The 21,825-nt window shown below is 48.9% G+C and carries 22 protein-coding genes and 1 pseudogene; 21 read left to right on the top strand and 2 right to left on the bottom strand.

Annotated elements, in window-relative coordinates; translation table 11 throughout:
- Positions 1 to 126: 126 nt before the first annotated feature.
- The 16 genes and pseudogenes from rsxC to ABC831_RS16530 all read left to right on the top strand — a co-directional run bounded on the left by rsxC (position 127) and on the right by ABC831_RS16530 (position 15,678).
- Positions 127 to 1,470, top strand: coding sequence for an electron transport complex subunit RsxC (rsxC, locus tag ABC831_RS16455; protein WP_343249189.1), 1,344 nt, complete (start codon positions 127 to 129; stop codon positions 1,468 to 1,470).
- Positions 1,467 to 2,423 (top strand): RnfABCDGE type electron transport complex subunit D, encoded by a 957-nt coding sequence (locus ABC831_RS16460; protein ID WP_343249190.1) that lies wholly within the window; start codon positions 1,467 to 1,469, stop codon positions 2,421 to 2,423. The genes rsxC and ABC831_RS16460 overlap by 4 nt, the downstream gene beginning before the upstream one ends.
- Positions 2,424 to 2,542: 119 nt before the next feature.
- A complete protein-coding gene (locus ABC831_RS16465) occupies positions 2,543 to 3,541 on the top strand; it encodes an FMN-binding protein (protein WP_343249191.1) in 999 nt (332 codons plus the stop codon).
- A gap of 34 nt (positions 3,542 to 3,575) precedes the next feature.
- Positions 3,576 to 4,352 carry a hypothetical protein gene (locus tag ABC831_RS16470; protein WP_343249192.1) on the top strand — a complete coding sequence of 259 codons (777 nt, stop codon included), beginning with the start codon at positions 3,576 to 3,578 and terminating at the stop codon, positions 4,350 to 4,352.
- Between the two features lie 436 nt (positions 4,353 to 4,788).
- Complete coding sequence (gene rlmH / locus ABC831_RS16475; protein WP_343249193.1) at positions 4,789 to 5,268, top strand: 23S rRNA (pseudouridine(1915)-N(3))-methyltransferase RlmH; 480 nt, start codon at positions 4,789 to 4,791, stop codon at positions 5,266 to 5,268.
- A 262-nt stretch (positions 5,269 to 5,530) separates the two neighbouring features.
- On the top strand, positions 5,531 to 6,934 hold the full coding sequence (gene gad, locus ABC831_RS16480; protein ID WP_343249194.1) for a glutamate decarboxylase: 1,404 nt from the start codon (positions 5,531 to 5,533) through the stop codon (positions 6,932 to 6,934).
- A gap of 116 nt (positions 6,935 to 7,050) precedes the next feature.
- Positions 7,051 to 7,539, top strand: a complete 489-nt coding sequence (locus ABC831_RS16485; protein WP_343249195.1) for a helix-turn-helix domain-containing protein — start codon at positions 7,051 to 7,053, stop codon at positions 7,537 to 7,539.
- An 89-nt stretch (positions 7,540 to 7,628) separates the two neighbouring features.
- A complete protein-coding gene (locus tag ABC831_RS16490) occupies positions 7,629 to 8,150 on the top strand; it encodes a hypothetical protein (protein ID WP_343249196.1) in 522 nt (173 codons plus the stop codon).
- Positions 8,151 to 8,330: 180 nt separating this feature from the next.
- A pseudogene (locus tag ABC831_RS16495) lies at positions 8,331 to 8,759 on the top strand (GNAT family N-acetyltransferase); the annotation flags it as partial.
- 21 nt (positions 8,760 to 8,780) lie between these two features.
- Entirely contained in the window at positions 8,781 to 9,848 is a 1,068-nt protein-coding gene (gene rsmH / locus ABC831_RS16500; protein ID WP_343249262.1) for a 16S rRNA (cytosine(1402)-N(4))-methyltransferase RsmH, read from the top strand.
- Positions 9,849 to 10,130: 282 nt separating this feature from the next.
- Positions 10,131 to 11,243: a radical SAM/SPASM domain-containing protein gene (locus ABC831_RS16505; RefSeq protein ID WP_343249263.1), complete on the top strand. Its 1,113-nt coding sequence runs from the start codon at positions 10,131 to 10,133 to the stop codon at positions 11,241 to 11,243.
- Positions 11,240 to 11,869 (top strand): TetR/AcrR family transcriptional regulator, encoded by a 630-nt coding sequence (locus tag ABC831_RS16510; protein ID WP_343249197.1) that lies wholly within the window; start codon positions 11,240 to 11,242, stop codon positions 11,867 to 11,869. Before ABC831_RS16505 ends, ABC831_RS16510 begins: the two co-directional genes overlap by 4 nt.
- Positions 11,870 to 11,926: 57 nt before the next feature.
- Positions 11,927 to 12,310, top strand: a complete 384-nt coding sequence (locus ABC831_RS16515; RefSeq protein WP_343249198.1) for a VOC family protein — start codon at positions 11,927 to 11,929, stop codon at positions 12,308 to 12,310.
- 325 nt (positions 12,311 to 12,635) lie between these two features.
- Positions 12,636 to 13,622: a diaminopimelate dehydrogenase gene (locus tag ABC831_RS16520; RefSeq protein WP_343249199.1), complete on the top strand. Its 987-nt coding sequence runs from the start codon at positions 12,636 to 12,638 to the stop codon at positions 13,620 to 13,622.
- Between the two features lie 54 nt (positions 13,623 to 13,676).
- Positions 13,677 to 14,993, top strand: a complete 1,317-nt coding sequence (locus ABC831_RS16525) for a pyrimidine-nucleoside phosphorylase (RefSeq protein WP_343249200.1) — start codon at positions 13,677 to 13,679, stop codon at positions 14,991 to 14,993.
- Positions 14,994 to 15,027: 34 nt separating this feature from the next.
- A complete protein-coding gene (locus tag ABC831_RS16530; protein WP_343249201.1) occupies positions 15,028 to 15,678 on the top strand; it encodes a hypothetical protein in 651 nt (216 codons plus the stop codon).
- Positions 15,679 to 15,765: 87 nt separating this feature from the next.
- Here ABC831_RS16530 and ABC831_RS16535 read toward each other — a convergent pair whose 3' ends face one another.
- On the bottom strand, positions 15,766 to 16,386 hold the full coding sequence (locus ABC831_RS16535; protein ID WP_343249202.1) for a hypothetical protein: 621 nt from the start codon (positions 16,384 to 16,386) through the stop codon (positions 15,766 to 15,768).
- A gap of 260 nt (positions 16,387 to 16,646) precedes the next feature.
- On the bottom strand, positions 16,647 to 17,219 hold the full coding sequence (locus ABC831_RS16540) for an NAD(P)H-dependent oxidoreductase (RefSeq protein ID WP_343249203.1): 573 nt from the start codon (positions 17,217 to 17,219) through the stop codon (positions 16,647 to 16,649).
- A gap of 235 nt (positions 17,220 to 17,454) precedes the next feature.
- On the opposite strand from ABC831_RS16540, the gene ABC831_RS16545 reads away from it, so the two are divergent.
- The 5 genes from ABC831_RS16545 (at position 17,455) to ABC831_RS16565 (ending at position 21,817) form a co-directional block, all read left to right on the top strand.
- Positions 17,455 to 17,766 (top strand): YabP/YqfC family sporulation protein, encoded by a 312-nt coding sequence (locus tag ABC831_RS16545; protein WP_343249204.1) that lies wholly within the window; start codon positions 17,455 to 17,457, stop codon positions 17,764 to 17,766.
- Between the two features lie 40 nt (positions 17,767 to 17,806).
- Positions 17,807 to 19,054 carry a sporulation protein YqfD gene (yqfD, locus tag ABC831_RS16550; protein ID WP_343249205.1) on the top strand — a complete coding sequence of 416 codons (1,248 nt, stop codon included), beginning with the start codon at positions 17,807 to 17,809 and terminating at the stop codon, positions 19,052 to 19,054.
- The gene (locus tag ABC831_RS16555) at positions 19,051 to 20,079 is read left to right on the top strand and encodes a PhoH family protein (protein ID WP_343249206.1); all 1,029 of its coding nucleotides are present in this window, start codon (positions 19,051 to 19,053) and stop codon (positions 20,077 to 20,079) included. The genes yqfD and ABC831_RS16555 overlap by 4 nt, the downstream gene beginning before the upstream one ends.
- An 80-nt stretch (positions 20,080 to 20,159) precedes the next feature.
- Positions 20,160 to 20,672 (top strand): rRNA maturation RNase YbeY, encoded by a 513-nt coding sequence (gene ybeY / locus ABC831_RS16560; protein WP_343249207.1) that lies wholly within the window; start codon positions 20,160 to 20,162, stop codon positions 20,670 to 20,672.
- The gene (locus ABC831_RS16565) at positions 20,672 to 21,817 is read left to right on the top strand and encodes a DUF3048 domain-containing protein (RefSeq protein ID WP_343249208.1); all 1,146 of its coding nucleotides are present in this window, start codon (positions 20,672 to 20,674) and stop codon (positions 21,815 to 21,817) included. Before ybeY ends, ABC831_RS16565 begins: the two co-directional genes overlap by 1 nt.
- The last annotated feature ends 8 nt before the right edge of the window (positions 21,818 to 21,825 follow it).

Raw genomic sequence — 21,825 nt, forward strand, 5'->3', positions numbered from 1 at the left:
GGTTCCCGCACATTCCTTTCTATATTAAATAAGAATGAGGAAACTGTCAAGGCATAGGAAATTTGCAGGATGTACCGTATCCTGTGTAGAAGAGAAAGATTGGGAAAAAGGAAAGAGGGAGCAGACATGAAAAAAAATTCATCCGGATTCCTGGGCGGGATCCATCCGGCAGATGGCTCTGATAAAGAATTGACCGTTCAGGCCGCGGTTACGGAAGTAAGTCCCGAGATAGTTGAGATTTCCATGGAACAGACTCCGGGTAATGTCTGCCGGCTGCTGGTGAAAGAAGGAGATTTCGTCCACCGCGGCCAGCTGATCGGAATTCCGGAGACATTTGCCGCGGCGGCGGTTCATGCAAGTGTGACCGGCCATGTAATTAAGATCAAAAAGATAGGAAGCCAGGGGGATATCTGTGTCATACGGGCAAAAGAGGCTTGGACAGCGCCGGAGGTCCGCAGCTATCAGTCGGAGTGGATGGAGAATGAAGGGATGACCAGGGAGGATATCCTGCATTCGATGGAAAAAGGCGGAATCATCGGTATGGGAGGCGCGGGCTTCCCGGCATTTCGAAAATATCAGACCGATAAAAGTATACAGACTATACTGGTTAACGCAGCCGAATGCGAGCCGTATCTTACCTGTGATCATATACTGATGCGGGAACAGCCGATGGGCATACTGAACGGTATCCAGTTGCTGATCAAAGCGGCGGGAGCAGCCGGGGCGGTTCTATGTATTGAGGATAATAAAAAGGATGTGATCGAGAATTTCCGGACGATCCTGAAGAAAAAGGAAGTACCGATCCGGCTGCAGGAGCTGCCCACCATGTATCCCCAGGGCGGAGAACGACAGCTGATCCAGTCGGTACTTGATGTGGAAGTGCCGGCAGGAGGGCTGCCTGCGGATGTGGGAGTTATCGTATCGAATGTGGCCACTGCGAATGCCGTGGCGGATATGGTGTTCGCGGGCCAGCCGCTGATCAGACGGTATGTGACGGTCAGCGGCTGCGTGGAACGGCCCGGAAATTTTCTGGTGCCGGTGGGGACCAGGTTCCAGGAACTGCTCCGCAAGGCCGGGGATGTGTCCGCCGGCCAGAACCAGATGATCGTGGGAGGGCCGATGACCGGATACTGCATCGGTACGAATGTGCGGGCGGAACGTGCAGAAGGCGCCGTGTCAAAGGCCACGTCGGGTATCTTGATCCTGCCGGAGCAGGCTACCACAGAGACCCCCTGCATCCGCTGCGGCGCCTGCGGCCGGGTTTGTCCGGCGGGACTGAATCCTTTTAAAATCGATTTTGCATACCGGAACGGGAAACTGGATGTCTGCCGTAAACTCTATGCTACGGAATGTATCGGCTGCGGTGCCTGTTCGTATGTCTGTCCGGCCAGGATTGAACTTGCGTTTCGGAATATCGCGGCCAGGAATGCGGTGAAACAGACGTTCCGCAAGAAAGGAGTGATCCAATGACAGAAGAACATGGAAGAAAAGGGCCTTTTTTACGGGGACCGCAATCCACCAGAAGGATTATGGGGGATGTAGCGCTGGCATTGATGCCGGCATTTGCGGGATCGATATACTTTTTCGGAATACGAAGCCTGCTGCTGGTCGTGACGTCAGTGATCACCTGCGTGCTTTCGGAATTGATATGGGAATGGCTGACCGGAAAGCAGATCACGGCATTTGATTTCAGCGCCGTGGTAACAGGAATATTGATCGCGTTCCAGGTACCGGTTACGACACCGGTGATTCTCATTATTATTTCTGGAATATTTGCGATTATTGTTGTGAAACAATTATTCGGCGGGATAGGAAGTAATTTTATGAATCCGGCGCTGGCCGGACGTCTGCTTTTGATGGTGGTATGGCCTGGAAAAATTATTCAGTATGTGCCGGCAGCAGGAAATGACGCGGTATCTTCCGCAACAGTGCTGGCTGCCATGAAAGCGGGTGAGCAGGGGGAATATTCCTGGCTGGATATGTTCCTTGGGTCTGTTCCCGGAGCATTGGGAGAGACCAGCAAACTGCTATTGCTGGTGGGGGCGGGGTATCTGTGCTACCGCGGTCTGATCAATGGAAAGGCGTCTCTGGCCTATATCCTCACGGTACTGGTTGTAACGTTTGTATTAGGCGGAGGCCGTCTGTTTGGCGGTGATCCGGTGACCAATCTTCTGGGAGGAAGCCTGATCCTGGGAGCCTGTTATATGCTGACTGACTATTCTTTCATATCAGCCAGAGGCAGGCTGATCTACAGTGTTACGGCAGGGATCATAACCGCGCTTGTGCGTCTGTACAGCAGCTATCCCGAGGGCGTCTGCTTTGGTATACTGGCTGCCAACTGCATGGTGGGGCTGTTGTCCAGATTTGAACAGAAGCATGTATACGGTACAAAGTACGACAAAGATGAAAAAACAGCCATGTAAATATGGTATCGGCTGTAACCAATACAAATAGAATCAGCAGCAATGGTACAAGTAGGACAGAATGCCGGAAATGGTATACTTATATGTTATGTGCAAAAAACGCACGGATGGAGGTAAAGATGAAAGAGAATGGATGGAAAGGAATTATTACACTGGTAATTGTCACGGTCCTAGCCTTTGGAGTAATCCTGGGTGCCAATTATTTTGGAAGGGAGACCAGCGGAGAGACGGGGCAGTCGGTGGCGGGAGAGCAAAAGGAGATCGATATCAACAGCTTTGGAAATGTCGATCCGGCTATTCAATCCGCTTACCGCATCCTGGATGAACAGGGGAACGTGGGAGGATATAAAGTGGTGACGAAAACAAAGGGATACGGTGGAGATCTTCTGCTGGAGCTGGTGTTTGATAAGAATGGGGATACCATAACCCGGATGGAGGTTCTGGAGCACAGCGAGACGGAAGGGCTGGGGGCTTTGATCAAGGAGCCTGCCTTTTTGGAGCAATTTAAGAACGTCCCCCTCCCTGTCACGCTTAAAAATGCTGCCGCTGAGCCGGAACTGCCGGCAAAAGGCACGGTATTTGAAGACGGAACCTATACAGTGGAAGCGGACCAGCCGGATTATAACGGTTATCGGAATACGATGAAATTAACCATTACAGACGGGAAGATGACGGAAATCATATGGGATGCGTTGGATGCTGAGGGAAAATCAAAACGGGTGCTGAGCGATAATGGAGAATATGTGATGACAGAGAACGGCCCTACATGGAGAGAGCAGGCGGAGGCTCTGGCTGCGGCTGTGATTGAAAATCAGTCCACTGATTTTCTGAGTCCGGATGATCAGGGTAAGACCGACGCAGTCGCAGGAGTCAGTATCTCCATCACAGATTTTGTCACCCTGGTGAAACAGTGTCTCGTGCAGGCAGCCGGAATGCAGACCGAAGATACGCAGACGGCGGATGCCGCCGGCGCAGCGAATACTGCAGGCACTGCGGATAACAGCGCCGGAACCACGGTGGATGGAGTATCTGGAGCTACCATCTCATCACGGGCAGTGATAGAAGGAATCGATAAAGGTTATTCTTTTATCAAAAATTATCTGGGTACCTTATCTTAGAAGACAGGGATCCTTATATTAGGAGGGATATATTATGAGTGAGAGATATCCGATGATTCCGGCTGCTTTTGTGATTATTTTCTGCTCCGGAACCCTGAAGGAGGCATTGGTGGCGGGAATTCTGACCATCGTATTGACCGCGGCCGCTTATTTGCTCCATGAGCTCATGGATATGGCAGGTGTACCGGAATGGTCCGGAATTCCCTCCCTGCTGATCGGGGAAACAGCACTTTCTTACGCGGCAGGCAGGATCGCCTACAGCTATGTCAGCGGGCTGGCATTTGGACGGGACAGGATGCTGGTCTGGCTGATTCTGGGGCTTTTGATGGCTTGCAGTTTCCTTTGGGGAGAGATGCATACCCATATCGATGCGGTACTCTACCCGATGGCCATAGTCTATGGGATTTGGATGGCAGCAGGGCTTCTTCGAGAGCTTCTGGCTTATGGAGAGATTTTTGGACGGGCATTTGTGGAGGGTGGTTACCTGACAAAGACTTTTCAGTCACCGATTATCGGATTCCTGACAGCCGGTGCTGTCCTGGGAATTGCCAATGCGGTTACCGATGAGACATCCGAGGAAAGAGGCAGCCTGCTGGCCATACTACCGGCAGCCGCGTTGGCGGTGCCGATCCAATTATTTTCCGAATGGCAGCTTGTAAACTGGATACTGGGAATCCTGCTTGTCGGGACGCTGGTATTATCCGTCAGAAACCGGCTGAGCTATTCGTGGACCGGTAAGAGGATGAGGGGACTGCCCATTGAGCTGGTCAGTACGGGTCTTATCTATATGGTCCTGACTGTTATCAAATAAGAGAGGGGACTGGCACCTTTCGGCAGTAGCGTCAAATGTTCCAGCAACTGCGTAGAGAAAGGGGCCTGTCCCCGAATGCCGGTCTATTCGATGAATAAACGCCTGCTTCTTCATATGTGGGATTATTCCAGGCAACATCCGGGGACAGGCCCCTTTCTCCACGCAGTTGCTGGAATATTTGACGCTGCTGCCGAAAGGTGCCAGTCCCCTCTCAGATGGCCGTGAATTGTAACCGAATAAATATCCTGTACGAGGCGTTTTATTACGGATGCTGATATGATATAATGTCGAAAGACATTATATCTATAGAAGAATCAGGAAAACATGTAAACGACTCACCGGGCTGTCTGCCCGGATACATAGATAGGATTTGGCTGAGAGTAAAATTTACATGACCGGTTCGTGCCTAAGCGGAGCGAAAGGAATGTGAGCAAATATGAAAATTACCGTGATAGCCGTAGGAAAGATCAAAGAGAAATATCTAGTGGAGGCGATAAAGGAGTACAGCAAACGCCTGAGCCGGTATTGTAAACTGGAGATCATGGAAGTTGCGGATGAAAAGACACCGGATGGGGCTTCCCGCGCTATGGAGGATCAGATCAGAGAAAAAGAAGGGGAGAGAATTCTTAAATCAGTCCGGGAAGGAAGCTATGTGATCGCTCTGGCCATCGAAGGGAAGATGCTTTCCTCAGAAGAGCTGGCGGGTCAAATGGAACAGTATGGGATTGATGGTATCAGCCAGCTGACCTTTATTATCGGAGGATCGTTAGGGCTCTCGGGGAAAGTTTTGAAAAGAGCGGATAAGCTTCTGAGCTTTTCCAGAATGACATTTCCGCATCAGCTGATGCGGGTGATATTGCTGGAGCAGGTCTATCGGAGTTATCGGATTATCTATGGGGAACCTTACCATAAATAATAAGCTGTTAATGATGTACCATTATTATTGTTAAAGTTCAGGAAAGAAGGATATACCCGGCTAAAAGAGTATGTCCTTTTTTACTATAATGACGGTTCTGTTACATATGGTACATGCAAGTCATAAGTGATATAACATGCGGATTCTATTGAAAAAGGGAACAGCCGTATTTTAAATAAAGTGTCATTTGATTCCAAGTGTGTTAAGATATAATAAAATTACAAATGATAACCGCCCGCCAATGAAAAGGAGGAGTAATGATATGCTGTACGATAATAAGGATGGAAAACGAAAAGATTCTTACGACACACCATTATTTGGCACGCTGGCCGCCGACTCACCGATTCCGAAAAACAAGATCGGAGAGCAGCCACTGGAACCCAGGCTTGCTTACCAGCTGATCAATGATGAGTTAATGAATGAGGGGAATGCCAGATTAAACCTGGCGACTTTCTGCCAGACCTTCATGGAGGAAGAAGCAGTAAAACTGATGTCAGAAACTCTGGAAAAAAATGCGATTGATAAGACAGAGTATCCTCAGACGGCCGAAATCGAGCAGCGTTGTATTCAAATCATTTCTAATCTGTGGAACGCGCCCGGAGAACAGGACACGATCGGTACCTCTACCGTTGGTTCTTCTGAGGCATGTATGCTGGCGGGAATGGCCATGAAGTTTCGCTGGAGGAAACGGGCCGAACAATTAGGGCTTCATTTATCCAAAAAACCAAATCTTGTGATTTCGTCCGGCTATCAGGTCTGCTGGGAGAAATTCTGCGTGTATTGGGATATCGAACTCCGGCAGGTGCCTATGGATGTGAATTGTATGAGTATGTGTCCGGATTCGTTACTCACCTATGTCGATGAATATACGATCGGGGTGGTGGGAATTCTGGGTATTACATATACCGGAAAGTTTGATGATCTGGAAGCCATTGACCAGGTTCTCAGCCGATATAATGAAACCACGGAGCATAAAGTGTATATCCATGTGGATGCCGCTTCCGGCGGGCTGTTTGTCCCATTTGTCAGACCGGAACTCCGCTGGGATTTCCGTCTGGACAATGTGATATCCATCAATTGTTCCGGTCACAAGTATGGCCTGGTATACCCCGGAATCGGCTGGGTACTCTGGAAACACAGGGAATATCTGCCGCAGGAATTAATCTTTGAGGTAGATTATCTGGGTGGTAAAATGCCGACCATTGCCATTAATTTTTCCAGATCTGCCAGCCAGATTATCGGCCAGTACTATAATTTTATCCGGCTGGGGAGAGAGGGCTACCGCCGCATCCAGCAGAAAACCCAGGACGTGGCACATTACCTGGCGGACATGCTGGAAAAGACAGGACGGTTCTGTATATACAATGACGGAAGCGACCTTCCGGTAGTATGTTATGCTCTGAAAGAAAATGAAAAACAGGAATGGACCTTGTATGACTTATCAGACAGACTGCTTATGAGAGGCTGGCAGATTCCGACTTATCCCCTGCCTGCACATTTAGAAAATATTGTGATACAGCGTATCGTCTGCCGGGCCGACTTAAACTATGATATGGCCGGACTGCTTATGGATGATCTGCTGGAAGGCATACAGGAATTGGACCATGCCACTGTATTGGTGCATGGAAAGAAAACAAAGCCGAAAGTATACGGATTTACACATTAACTCTTTGGCAGATGGGGCATCTCGCGCTGTATTCTACCTCAGCTCTACCGATTCTACCTGTGGGAGGTGTTCATAGAACGGCTCTGGAGTTAATATGCTGAAAAAGGAGGAGTTCTATGGACGCGAAAATAACCGGAAAATTTATAGCAGAGGCCAGAAAACGAAAAAAAATGACGCAGGCGGAACTTGGAGAGTACCTGCACGTGACGGATAAAGCGGTCTCGAAATGGGAGTGCGGAAAGTGCCTGCCGGACAGTTCCCTACTGGAAGAGATCAGTAAGGTGTTGGAAGTGTCGATCTATGAATTATTGAAGGGCGAATACATTGAACAGGAGTTGGCGGAGGCGGAGAGTACGAAAATCGTAAGTACCTTGTTTCGTGAAATACAAAAGTTAAAAAGAAACCGGTCATTGACCGGAGCGCTGTGCGCTATACTGATTTCATTTATCACGGCAGTGTATTCCCTTTTATGGCAGTTTGACGGAAAAGCTTATGAACAATTTTTTTCAGGGTTTGTGAGAGGGGTAAGCGCAGGATGTCTTATTTTAGGTATCATTCTTATCTTTTACACATGGGTAAAATATGCTGAGAAGGACTTAGGGTAGCATATTGTAACAGATGCTGTAGTAAGAAATTGCATAGAGATTATGGTAAGAAACTGGTCAACGCGGATACTATAGTAGGAGGGATGATAATGTTCCTGAAAAAGAGAAGGATTGGTTTTCGAAACAAACATCAGAGGGAGGCGGAAAACACCGGCAATGGGAATCACCAGGCAGCAGGCTTTACCAGCCGGCAGAGCAGCCTTAACCGCTCACAACAAAGAGATTTGGGTGAAGGGATGTCTATGACTAGTGAAACCGTCAGCAATGGGATGGGCGGGACGAAAGTGGTCAATGTGGTTCTGTATGATTCGGCGACCCGGGAGAGTTACCAGATCGTAGATGAAAAGGGGGGGATCTGTAATTTCCCCGGCGTGGAAAATGAGGAGAAAGTATGTGAAGTTGCGGAATGCGGGGGAATCTTCCCCTATGTCCTGTATACTTTTATTATATACAAATTTGAAAACGGTGAGGCCGAGATCAACTGGCTGTTCCAGCCGGACGGGCGATACTGGGAAGATGAGTATCGTTTCGGAGGGAACAGCGATGATGAAGTCGAACTTTGTGCCAGAATAGACAGAAAAGGCCGCTATTTGTGCAAGTATCACTTATAAAAGTGACAGAAGAATTTTGTTACAAGTCAACAGCTGCCCGGTGATAGCCGCGGCAGCTGTTATTGACAGTGAGAGAATGAAAAAGTGAAGAGCGCGGAAAAGAGGAGATATAGAATGGATCAGAAAGATAGAGTGGAAGGATCGGAGAAAAATATAATTATAGAGACGGAGAGATTATATATGCGGAGGATGACACAGGGCGATTTCTCTTCCCTGTGCAGAATATTACAAGATCCGGATGTGATGTATGCTTATGAACATGCATTTTCCGACCAGGAAGTACAGGAATGGCTGGACAGGCAGCTTAGACGGTACGAAGAGGATGGATTTGGCCTGTGGGCGGTTATTCTGAAAGAGAACGGGGAAATGATCGGCCAGTGCGGAATTACGATGCAGGAATGGAACGAAAGGGAGGTACCCGAGATCGGCTATCTGTTCCAAAAATCCTGCTGGCATAAGGGGTACGCGATCGAAGCCGCGGCCGCATGCAGGGAATATGCATTTCAGACACTGGATATGGAAGAGGTGTTTTCTATTATTCGGGATACGAATCTGGCCTCGATCCATGTGGCACAGAGAAATGGCATGACGCGAAAGGGAAGCTTTGTGAAGCATTATTATCACTGTGATATGCCGCATCTGGTCTATTCGGCTGAGCGGGAGCAGAAGCATCAGAGGCGGGTCCGCTATAAGGGGACGCATCCTAAAAGGTTTGAGGAAAAATATAAGGAGCTGGAGCCGCTCAAATATGCGGATACTGTGGAGAAGGTCATACGCAAGGGGAGTACGCCTGCTGGTATGCACATCCCGATCTGTGTCAGGGAAATCTTGGAATTTCTGCAGATCCGGCCAGGCCAGTCAGGACTGGACGCTACCCTGGGCTACGGCGGCCATACGCGGAAAATGCTGGAATGCCTGAAGGGTGAGGGGCACCTCTATGCTCTGGATGTGGACCCGATTGAGATCGTGAAAACCAGAGACCGGCTGGAAAAATCGGGATATGGACCGGAGATCCTTTCGATCCGGCAGATGAATTTCGCAGAGATAGACCGGCTGGCAAAAGAGACAGGTCCTTTTGATTTTGTGCTGGCTGATCTGGGAGTGTCCTCCATGCAGATCGATAATCCGGAGCGGGGATTCTCGTACAAACAGGAAGGGCCGCTGGATCTGCGCCTGAATCCTGAGAAGGGGAAACCGGCGTCAGAGCGTCTTCAGGGTATCTCACGGGAGGAGCTGGAGGGAATGCTGCAGGAGAATGCGGATGAACCTTATGCGGTGCAGATTTCCCGGGCCATATATTCTGAAGTCAGAAAGGGAAAGGTAATCGCTACCACGACACAGCTCAGAGAGATTATCGGGACAGCGCTCGACTTCCTTCCGGAGAACGAAAAAAAAGAGAGTATAAAAAAATCCTGCCAGCGCACGTTCCAGGCGCTTCGAATCGATGTGAACAGTGAGTTCGAAGTTTTGGAAGAATTTCTGGAAAAGCTGCCGGAGGCGCTGAAAAGCGAAGGGCGCGTAGCGATACTGACCTTCCATTCCGGGGAAGACCGGCTGGTGAAGAAGTCCTTTCAACGGCTGTGCAGGGCAGGCGTGTATCAGGATTTTTCCAGGGAGGTCATCCGGCCGTCGGCAGAAGAGTGCGCCATGAACAGCCGGGCACGCTCTACAAAAATGAGGTGGGCTGTAAAGGCATAGGGAGTTGGAAAAAAATTTTTTAGGCGCGTATTTTGGATGCGAGCTTTGGACGGACGCGTGTTTAAATATTTTTCTTGACAGGCTAGTGAATACTAGCTTATACTGGAATTACAACTTAGGCTAGTGAATACTAGCTATGCTGGAATTACAACTAAGACCAGTGGATGCCAGCTTGTACTATACTCATGATTTGAGACTAGTACGAACAAGCCAACAGGGAGAGGGTTGAAGTCTGATACAGGCAGACGCTGTCTTACGGCAGGAGGAAAGAGAGTGGATCACATGAAGGAATTTCAGTTAGAAAAGTATTTGAGCAGGGGCATACAGAATATAGTGAGAGGGATTCTTCTGGCTGCAGCTGGAAATGCCGGTGAGAGAAGTTTTCTGCTGCGATATGCCGCCGCTGAGAAAAAGGCGGGGGAATTAAGAGCTGCAGCGGAACTAAGAGGAGAACACATTCCCCCGTTTCTGATCGCCAGTATCACCCGGCAGTGTAATCTGAGCTGTAAAGGGTGTTACGCGAGGGCGAATAAGGCGTGTACGGACATGACGGATGCGGCGGCAGTTGCTTCAGATGAACTGACGGGAAGTCAATGGGAAGACATCTTCACCCAGGCGGAAGAACTGGGAGTCAGCTTTGTGCTGTTGGCCGGAGGCGAGCCGATGGCCAGAATGGATGTGTTGGAAGCAGCCGGCCGCCACACGAAGATCCTGTTCCCGGTATTTACCAACGGGACAATGCTGGCCGGCGGCAAAGCGGAGATTTTTTTGCGCAGCCGGAACCTGATCCCGATCATCAGTATCGAAGGCGGCCGGGAAGTGACAGACCGGCGAAGAGGAGATGGGGTATATGATCAGCTGCATAAAGCGATGAAACTGTTAAAACAGGAGAGGCGGCTGTTTGGTGTGTCTGTTACGGTCACGTCGGAAAATCTAAGGGAGGTGACCTCTGCGGAATTCATACGGAACATGAAAGTCAACGGGTGTAAAGGAATTATTTTTGTAGAATATGTACCTGCGGACGGGAAGTCTTGGCACTTAAGCCTGAACGGGAAGGAACGAGAAGCTTTGGCCCGGACATTGGAACAGTTAAGAAGAGACGAGGAGCAGATGCTGCTCCTGTCATTCCCGGGAGACGAAAAGGAATCGGGGGGCTGTCTGGCGGCGGGCAGAGGTTTTTTCCATATTAATGCGGCCGGTCAGGCGGAACCTTGTCCATTTTCCCCCTATTCGGACACCAGCCTGATGCGTACCGGTTTGCGGGAGGCTCTTCGTTCCCCGCTTTTCCTGAAATTAAAAGATGAGGGTATTCTAAGGAAAACACATACAGGCGGCTGTGTCCTGTTTGAGCAGGAGCAGTCGGTAAAAAAATGTTTGGAGGGGATCGGGCAATGACGACGAGGGACCGGATTGTGGAAGAAGCGCTGACCTTATTTTCCATACAGGGATATCAGGGTACCAGTGTGAAACATATTGCAGATAAAGTGGGGATCAAGGACAGTTCTCTGTACAAACATTTCAGCAGCAAGAAAGAGATCTTCGATACCATTGTACAGGAGATGTCCGCGCGGATGGAGGAGATGTCCCGCGCGTTCGGACTGCCCGATGAAGGGAATCTGTCGGAGGCGGCCGCCCTCTACGGCACTTTCGGGATCGATAAACTGCTGGATTTGAGCAAACAGATTTTTCTGTTTTATCTCAGGGATGAGTTCGCGTCCCGCTTTCGCCGGATGCTGGCCATCGAGCAGTACCGGGACCGGGATATTTATGAAGTGTACCGCAGTATATTCATGAATGCGGCCATCACTTACCAGACCGCTTTGTTTGGCGAAATGATTCAACGGGGGATTTTCACTGGAAATGATCCGGAGGCTATGGCAGTCAATTTTTATGCCCCGATTTTTTTCCTGCTGAACAAATATGACCAGGAACCGCAAAGAGAGGCGGAAGCTTTGCAGGCGCTGGAGCGCCAGATCAGGGAGTTCGCCAGAATTTACCAGGGACAGGAGAGCGGAGGCTGAACAAAAAAATGTTCACCGATACTTATCTGTGCAGGGAAGCGCACGTATGGAGGAAAAATGAAAATAGAGCATATAGCTATGTACGTAAACAATCTGGAAGCTGCAAAAGAATTCTTTATAAAGTATTTGAACGCTGTGTCAAATACAGGTTATCATAATACGACTACTGATTTTCGATCCTATTTTCTTTCCTTCGGGGACGGAGCAAGAATTGAAATTATGAATAAGCCGGGTATGTCCGATGAGATCAAGGGAACACAGCGAACGGGGTATATTCACATTGCTTTTTCTGTGGGAACTAAAGAAAAAGTGGACGAACTGACAGAACAGTTGAAAACTGATGGCTATGAGGTCATAAGCGGGCCTAGAACAACGGGTGACGGTTACTATGAAAGCTGTATCATCGGTATAGAAGGCAACCAAATAGAGATAACCGTGTAGTAAGATAACATTAGTATTACAAGGTAACTTCCATCCCGTCTAAAAAGAGAGGGGACTGGCACCTTTCGGCAGCAAAGCTGAAAATCCCAGTAACTGCGTAGAGAAAGGGGCCTGTCCCCTGATGCCGGTCGATCCTAGGGAAAATAGCCAGTTCCCCAGAATGTGGAATTATTCCAATCCCCTCTCCTAGTGGTCGTACCTCCGTCCAAAATGGAAGGAAAATCTTGCGAAATTTTTGCCGGGAACTTATAATAAAAAATAGCAGCACTCAAAAAAGCCTAAATAAGAAATAATTTTAAATACACAGGAGAAAGGTTGAACAAAAATGAGTATTAGAATAGGAATATTAGGTTATGGTAATCTGGGACGCGGCGTAGAATGCGCCATTAAGCAGAATCCGGATATGGAGCTGGTGGCAGTATTTACCAGAAGAGAACCGGACAGAGTGTCGGTTTTGACCGGGAATGCCGCTGTGTGCAGTGTGACGGAGGCGATGGAGTGGAAAGACCGGATAGATGTTATGATCCTGTGCGGAGGAAGCGCTACGGATCTGCCGGTGCAGACCCCGGAATATGCCAAAGCATTTCACGTAGTGGACAGTTTTGATACCCATGCGCGGATTCCGGAGCATTTTGCCAGCGTGGACGCGGCGGCGAAGGCCGGTAAGAAGGTGGGAATCATATCCGTGGGCTGGGACCCAGGGATGTTCTCTTTGAACAGGATGTATGCGAATGCGATTCTGCCGCAGGGAAAGGATTATACTTTTTGGGGGAAAGGGGTCAGCCAGGGACATTCCGACGCGATCCGGAGGATTCCGGGAGTGAAGGACGCCAAGCAGTATACGATACCAGTGGAAGCAGCGCTGGAATCTGTGAGAAAAGGGGAGAATCCGCAGCTTACCACCCGTGAAAAACATACCAGGGAATGCTTTGTGGTATTAGAGCCGGGTGCGGACGCCGCATTTGTGGAAAATGAAATTAAAACAATGCCCAATTATTTCGCAGATTACGATACGACAGTTCATTTTATCAGTGAGGAAGAGCTTCGCGCGAATCACAGCGGGATTCCCCATGGCGGGTTCGTGCTGCGCAGCGGGAAGACGGGATGGGAAGAAGAGCACAGTCATCTGATCGAATACAGTCTGAAGCTGGACTCAAATCCGGAATTCACGTCCAGCGTAATCGTGGCATATGCAAGGGCGGCATACCGGCTTGCCTTACAGGGCGAGACGGGCTGCAAAACAGTGTTTGATATTCCGCCGGCGTATCTGAGCGCGAAGAGCGGGGAGGAACTGCGGGCATCCATGCTATAGTTGCAGCAGACAAGAAAAATTTTGATCGGTCCGAAAAAAATGGAGGAATGGTCTATGAGAATGTATGATTTGATTTTGAAGAAGAGAAACGGCGGTGTCCTTACAAAAGAGGAGATCGAATTTATGATCCATGATTATACAAACGGTAAAATCCCGGACTATCAGATGTCGGCCATGATGATGGCGGTCTATTTCCAGGGAATGAGTAAAGAAGAGACCGTGAATCTGACCATGGCCATGGCCCGCAGCGGTGATATGCTGGATCTCTCCGCCATCGAAGGAATAAAAGTGGATAAACACAGCACCGGCGGCGTCGGGGATAAGACATCACTGGTACTGACACCCATGCTAGCCGCGCTGGGACTGCCTGTTGCTAAAATGTCCGGCCGGGGCCTTGGCCATACCGGGGGAACCATTGACAAGCTGGAAAGTTTCCCGGGTTTTTCTGTCTCACTGACAGAAAGCCAGTTTATTGAAAATGTGAACCGAATCAAAATAGCCATCATGGGTCAGACGGCAGACCTGGCCCCGGCGGATAAGAAATTATACGCGCTGCGTGACGTAACGGCTACGGTAGACAATCTGTCTTTGATCGCCAGCAGTATTATGAGTAAGAAACTGGCGGCCGGAGCAGATGCCATCGTGCTGGATGTGAAGACCGGAAGCGGCGCTTTTATGAAAACGGAAGAAGACGCCCTGGCACTGGCCAAAACCATGGTCGAGATCGGGACATCGGCGGGAAGGAAGATGACGGCCATCGTATCCGACATGGATCAGCCGCTGGGCTTCGCTGTGGGAAACGCGCTGGAAGTTAAGGAGGCCATCGAGACCTTAAAGGGCCGTGGGTCCGAAGACCTGAAGAAGCTGTGCGAGAAACTGGGCGCCGGCCTGCTGGTCAGCATCGGACGTTGTCATTCTATGGAAGAGGCGGAAGAGATGTTACAGAAAACCATAGACGACGGCAGCGCTCTGGCCAAATTAGCGGAGTTCGTCCATGCCCAGGGCGGTGAGGAAGCGGCGGTATTCAATACAGAGCTTCTGCCCCAGGCGACCCTGGTCGAAGAGATCCCCTCTGAACAGTCCGGCTATATATGCCACATTGACACCGAGGAAGTAGGGATCGTATCCCTGATCCTGGGAGGCGGACGGGAGACGAAGGACAGTGAGATCGACTTATCCGTAGGACTTGTTCTGCACAAAAAGGTAGGGGACTGCGTACAGAAAGGGGAATCCCTCGCTGCCATTCACGCCAATGATCCAGAAAAGCTGCGGCAGGCCAAAGAGCGTTTTTGCAGTACCTATCATTTCTCAGAAGAGCCGGTGGAACGCCCTGCTTTTATCAAAGCGATCATACAAGCCGATAAACCATGACACGATGCTCATATACAAAAGAGGAGGCAGTGTTATGGGGAAAAAGAAAAGGCTCCTCTCGGCATTGGTGGCTTTTGCATTTGTCATGGGCATGGTGGGAGTACCTGCATTGGGAGGGAGCAAAAATGCAGCAGTTCTCAGCAAATGGGGGAGTATTTTATCTGGTTATGCGGACAAGACACAAACCTTATCGGAAGGAGATCTCTATGCAACCGGTAACAGCATCACTGTGACGAAGCAGGAAATAGAGCAGGCTACAGATTTTTTCATGCAGACATCTGATGATTATGATACAGCCAGAGCCAAAGCAATAGACAGCGCAATGAAACGCGAAGCTTTATATGCGGCAGCTATTGAACATGGCTATACGGTAACAGACGAAGAGATCTGGGCGTATTTAGAGGATTTAAAGGAGCTAATGTCCAAAGCGGCAAATAAAGATGACGTTCAGGCCGTTATCGATGCTTTTCCATCTGAAGATGATTATTGGGCTTATGAATATACCGTATACCAAAAAAATCTGCCAATTGAAAAGTATGCCAATGATTTAAGAAAAGCATATTATGAACAATTAGCAAACAGCGGAGCAGACGAAGACTATAGTTTACTTTGGAAGGATTACTATAACCAGTTTCAGGAACAGTTGGTTCAAGAGCAGGAATTTCAGGTTGTAGAACAGGAATAGGCCGTGATTCGACAGGAAAATACTCAGTAAAAAACGGGATATAACGTACTAATTGGGGCGGACACTTATGTCCGCCCGTTTCATGCTTCAGGTGAAAAATAAATCTATGCTGCATGAGGATATAAAGGTGATATTATTTACAGCTTCATTAGCAAGTACGATCATGCCGTATTCATTTCTAATAACCGTTCCTACGGATGGAGGTTGGGTGCTGGTGGTTATTCTAACGTCAGGCGTTCCGACAGGTAAGAGAGAACGAATAGTTGCTTCACAATCGGAGCAGCAGTCTGTCGGACCGGGAACCGGCTCAGGTAAATAAGCAATGGCATCATTATACGTTGCATTGTTAATCTGAATCGTGTCAATGCTGCAGGTGGACAAATATTGCTCATAATTCTGAGGATTTATCACTACAAATACTCCGGTACGCCCGTTCGGTCCTGTAATTAACGAGCCGGGACGGCCAACAACCGCATCACCACTATTCAAAGTGACAAACAAATCATTAGTTGGATACAGGGTAATGATTTGTTGAATGATATTTCTCAGCTGCTCACTACAGCCACAACAGGCGGAGCTTGCGTCGCCGCCAGGGCCAGCCGGATCCTGAGGGCCTCGACAGCAATGACTGCAACCACAACCGCCGCAAAAAGTACAGCTGCTATTCATGAATCCTTCGCAATCACTACAATCAGTATATTTTTTCATGTTAACTTAATCCTTTCCCATAAATATGATGTAGGTACAGTACACCTACATATAGTTAGATACATGTGTACCTATATCATTTTATGCGACAGGATTTAAATCGTTCTTTTATCTGCATTATATAGAAATGGTAAACGGCTATGGATGTAAAAAACGCAGACAATGTTGTCCGGCCGGGCAAGTTTCCGGTCAAAAAAGGGCCATAGTAAGTAAGGGTAAAAATCCCATAGATTGATTTTATACGCAATATAAAACCTTATTTACTCATGCAAAGCCGTAAGAATTTCCCTGCTTGCCCTACCCATAATCCCTTCCACATCAGCCCCGATAATATCCAGGTTTTCCGCTTTAAAACACATAACATCCGAAATACCATAGAAAGTGTGGGACAAAGCTTTCATATAATCCCAGCCAAAATTTTTCTCCCCAATAGGCCCTCCTGCGGTAGTGACATAGATTAACCGGCGGGCCTTGCACAGTCCCACCGGAATCCCCTCCGGACTGTATCTAAAGCTGAGCCCGCACACGGTAACTGATTCCAGATAAGTACGCACGGCAGCCGGGAACAGCAGATCCCAGTAAGGCGCGGCGATCACAATCTCATCCGCGTCCACAAACTGTCTGGCATAGCGGAACAAAGGAGCGGAGAAATCTTTCGCAGCCGCGTACCGGTCCCGTTCCTTAAGATGGTCCCAATCCAACGGCAGCAGCGGTTCCCGTTCCAGACGAACCTCCTCCACGGTCCCCTTCATCTGCCCCAGCACTTGTTTAGCCAGAACCAATGTACGGGACTGCGGACGTACACAAGCGTTCACAAACAATATTTTACCCATCAAAATCCCCTCTTTACTTATTATTCCGGCAGGCACAGCAGCCGGATCTAAAGGTAAGTATAGCACATCTTAATTTCATTATCTAATCTATTTCCCGCGGGTTTCCCCTGTCTGCCTCCTGCCTTCCATCGCAAAGGCCGAGATCCCTTCCTCTCAAAAGCGGCACAGCTGGCGTCCAAATTCATAATCCGGTATTCCTCCACATATATTAGATAATAAACCATATGGGATGACTATGAGGAAATCAAGAAACGCAGGCCGCATCGCAAAACAAAAAGAAGAGACTCCGGGTGTCAAGGAAAATGTGGTGGATTCCCTGAAGCTTCCCAAGGACCTGATGTTCGGGGCGGTGATCCTGACCGTGACCGGGCAGTGTGAAGCTTATGTGGAAAATTACCGGGGAATCATAGAATATACGAAGGAGAGAATCCGTCTCCAGACGAAAACCTGCCAGCTGGAGATGAAGGGGACGAATCTGCATATTGATTACTATACCAATGATGAAATGAAAATTACAGGACGCATTATAGAGATCCATTATACGTAGAGAGATCCATGATACTTAAAATAAGTCGAGGTGCATCTGGTTGCTCATTCAAATCATTCAGTATATAAAAGGGTATATAAAAATCCGTCTGGTGGGGTATTCCCCGGAACGGTTCATCAATTTATGCAGTTACCATGATATTCTGCTATGGAATATTGAGAATGTCGGTGATGATTATGAAATGTATATCACGATCAAGGGATTCCGCAAACTGAAGCCAATATTGAAGAAAACCAAGACAAAGGTAGTAATATTGGACAAATGTGGACTTCCTTTTTTTTTACATAAATACCGGAAGCGTAAAATGTTCTTTATCGGTATCGTTCTGTGCGCAGCTATGCTCTACGTGATGTCGTTGTTTATCTGGGACATTCATATAGAAGGAAATTATACCCAGACCTCGGATGTGATCCTGGATTATCTGTCGACCCGGGAGGTATATCACGGAATCTCCAAAAAAAAGGTGGACTGCCAGGAAGTGGAATCCATGATCCGAGCCCAGTTTGGTGATATCATCTGGGCTTCGGCGGAGATCCGGGGAACCAGGCTCTTAATCCATGTCCGGGAAAATACGGATACGGATGTGGTGGACACGGTCCAGGAACAGGGGGATGATACCGTGACAGATCTCATCGCCGATAAAGACGGGCTCATCACAAAAATGATCACCCGGGCGGGCACCCCTCAGGTAAAAGTGGGAGATGTGGTAAAAGAAGGAGACCTGCTGGTACTGGGACGGGTGGATGTGCTGGGTGACGATGCCGCTGTCATCAACTATCAGTTCCGGTCCGCAGACGCGGATATCTACGCGAAAACAGTCCATGAATACAGCGATGAATTCCCGTTGGCTTATACCGATAAAAATTACAGCGGCGAACATAAATTTCAGGTTGGCCTTCAAATCCTCCAAAAACAGATCCGCCTGTTCCAGCCGAAGATCCCCTATCAGAACTTCGACATCATTACCGATGAATACCCGCTGAAAATCGGGGAAAACTTTTATTTGCCCCTAACTTTACAGATTTCCACGGTAAAAGACTACACGCCTGTGGAAAAAATATATACGCAGGAAGAAGCAAATGCCATAGCGGAACAACATTTGTCGGAATTTTTAGAAAAATTAAGAAAAAAAGGGGTTCAAATTGTTGAAAATAATGTTAAAATAGGAATTGATGGGGATTTCTGCAAAGCCGCGGGAAAGCTGTTGGTTGAAGAAAAAATCGGTGCCCGCACGCCCACAGAGATGCTGACCATCCCTGAACCGGAAGAGAGGACCGAAGAAGAATGAGTATAACTGAAAAAATTCTCGATGTTCCGTCCGAACATGCCCAAAATGTGTTCGGACAGTTTGATGCTTATATAAAGAAAATCGAAAGAGCCTTCCAGGTAACGGTAATCGCCAGGGACGGCGGCCTGAAGATCATAGGGCCGCAAGGCCCGGCTGTCAAGGCCAGAAAAGTATTTGAACAGCTGGTGGAGCTGTCCAAACGGGGAAATATTATCGGTGAGCAGAATGTGGATTATATCATAGCCCTCTCCTTTGAAGAAAAGGAAGAGGCGGCCGTCGAGATCGATAAGGACTGCATCTGCCATACCATCAACGGAAAGCCAATCAAGCCCAAAACGCTGGGCCAGAAGCAGTACGTGGACCAGATCCGGGAAAAGATGATCGTATTCGGCATCGGCCCCGCAGGTACCGGCAAGACCTATCTGGCTATGGCCATGGCGATCAAGGCGTTTAAGGACGAAGAGGTGGGACGGATTATTCTGACCAGGCCCGCCATCGAGGCGGGGGAAAAATTAGGTTTCCTGCCGGGAGACCTGCAGAGCAAGGTAGACCCCTATCTGCGGCCTCTTTACGATGCGCTGTATCAGATCATGGGCCCGGAAAGCTTTATGAAAAATATGGAGAAAGGCTTGATCGAAGTGGCCCCGCTGGCTTACATGCGCGGGCGTACTTTGGACAATGCGTATATTATCCTGGATGAGGCACAAAATACGACGCCGGCTCAGATGAAGATGTTCCTCACCCGGATCGGATTCGGCTCCAAGGTAATCATTACCGGTGATATGACCCAGAAGGATCTGCCCTCCGGTACGAAATCGGGCCTGGATATTGCCGTGCGGGTTCTGAAAAAGGTAGAAGATATCGGATTCTCCTATCTGACCAGCAAAGATGTGGTCCGTCATCCTCTGGTGCAGAAGATCGTACAGGCTTACGAGGAGTACGAGGAGAATACCATGAAAAAGACAGACCGCTATCGAAGCGGCGGCAGGGCAAAGACCGGATACAGCTCTGAGAAGGTCAGATAAGATAACTGATGGAATAAAATTGTAAGAATGAGATAACCAAAAGCACACAAGTGTATGTAACAAAAAAGAGAGGTTCCCGCATGAGTTTACAGATAATAAGAGAATGTGAGATGGAATTGGATCTGGATATGGAGGCTGTGGCCGGGCAGGTGGTAGAGCAGGCCCTGGACTACGTCAACTGTCCCTATGAGGTGGAATTAAACCTGACCCTGACGGATAACGAATCGATCCGTGAGATGAACCGGGAATACCGGCAGATCGACAAGCCCACGGATGTATTGTCGTTTCCGCTGGTCGACTATGACACACCGGCGGATTTCTCCGGCATTGAGGCGGATGAGCTGGATTACTTTAACCCGGAAACAGGGGAACTGATGCTGGGGGATATCATACTTTCTTTGGAAAAGGTCAGGGAACAGGCGCAGCTGTACGGGCATTCCGAGAAGAGGGAATACGCGTTTTTAATCGCCCACAGTATGCTGCATTTGTTCGGTTATGATCATATGACCGGGGATGAAGCGAAGCGAATGGAAGCAAAACAGGAAGAAATCCTGCATTGCTTGCAGATAGATAAGGAAGAGAGGAAAGAGTGATGAAAAAAATAGTAGCATTTGCCTTTGTTCTGACCATGGCGGTCAGCCTGACTGCCTGCGGCAAGAAAGAGGAGGCACCTGTGGAAACTCCGGCGCCGGCGGCGACACCGGTACCCGAAGCGCCGGCTGAAACTCCGGTCCCGGAGGAAGAGCCTGCCGAAGTGGAAGAGAACGCGGGCAGTATGTGGGTTCGCCAGACTAACGGCGATCAGGTGCAGAGTTATCTGACCGGTGAATGGGTGGACAAGTCCGTTGGAGATACCAGGCCCATCGCCTATGTATTCAACAACGCGCAGGCAGCCTGCCCCCAGACTGGTATTTCCAGATCCGGCGTGATCTATGAGGCTCCGGTGGAAGGATATATGACCCGTTTGATGGGTGTGATGGAAGAGTGGCAGGATTTAAAGAAAATCGGTTCCGTCCGAAGCTGCCGCGATTACTTTGTTCAGTTTGCATTGGAATTTGACGCGATCTACTGCCATTATGGCCAGGCGGTGTACGCTCTGGATCTGCTGTCCAAGGACTATGTAAATAATGTCAGCGGACTGGCCAGCAGCGGCGCAGGCTATCCCGGCGATATCGTATATTACCGTACCTCCGACAGAAAAGCGCCGCATAACTGCTATGCAAGCGGTGAGGGCATTATGAAGGGGATCGACAAGCTCGGATACAGCATGGATTATAACAAGGAATACACCGGGAAACTGGGCTTTGTCTCCGAGGGAGAAACGGCGGACATGTCCGGCGGACAGTCCGGTAAGGTGGTCAAACCCGGATATCCGGTGAACAAGCCGTCCTTCGAGTACAAGGAAAGTGATGGTTTATATTACAGAAGCCAGTATGGAGGAAAACAGATCGATGATATGACCGGCAAGCAGCTGGCTGTCAAGAATGTGATCCTGCAGTACTGTTATGCGGATACCAGGGATGCAAAAGGCTACTGGTGGGTAGACACCAAGACCGGCGGCCCCATGAGATATTTTACCGATGGTAAAGTGATCGAAGGAACCTGGGAGAGAGGCGAAGATGATACGGATTCCGGTCATTATTATGACCAGAACGGCAATGAGCTCCTCCTGAATCAGGGCAAAACCTGGGTCTGCATCATTTCCGCCACGGATGCGGGAGAGGTTCGCTGGGAATAGACGGAAGA

This window comes from Diplocloster hominis (assembly GCF_032380655.1).
Classification (GTDB): domain Bacteria; phylum Bacillota; class Clostridia; order Lachnospirales; family Lachnospiraceae; genus Diplocloster; species Diplocloster hominis.